At 30.8% G+C, this 529-nt stretch carries 1 protein-coding gene; it reads right to left on the bottom strand.

What is annotated here, in order from left to right; translation table 11 throughout:
- On the bottom strand, window positions 1–529 hold a 529-nt coding region (locus tag G9F72_RS26840; protein ID WP_224676342.1), incomplete at both ends, for a transposase.

The raw sequence follows: 529 nt of genomic DNA on the forward strand, positions 1-529 counted from the left end.
TAGTAAGGTATTTGCAAAGTTTAAGTTTGGTAGTTTTGTTTCGATTTCCTAACAAACCATAGTGCCTAATTTTCATAAATCCACTTGGTAGTATATGAATCAGAAATCTACGGATAAACTCATCAGAAGAAATGGTCATTAGTTTACACTTGCTACTTTCTTTGTAATCACGCCATCTGAATGTAACATTACCATTTTCAATATTGATGATACGATTATTAGATATAGCAACTTTGTGAGTATATCTACCTAAATATTCAACCACACATGCAGCTTTTTTAAAAGGTGGTTTGCAATAAACAACCCACTCTTTTGAATATATAGAGGAAAGTAAATTTTCAAATTCATTATCATTGTAAAGATATTGCTGACTACCATAAAAATTAAGCTTATTTTCATTGTATAGTTGTTTGAGATAATATAGAAATTTGCCTCTGAATTTGCGAGAAAGCACTTTAACTGGGATGAAAAACTTTTTTCTACTACTTACCCATTTTCCTATTGAAGATAACCCTCCACCGGGTACAAT

The sequence above is a fragment of the Clostridium estertheticum genome, from assembly GCF_011065935.2.
Taxonomy (GTDB): Bacteria; Bacillota; Clostridia; order Clostridiales; family Clostridiaceae; genus Clostridium_AD; species Clostridium_AD estertheticum_A.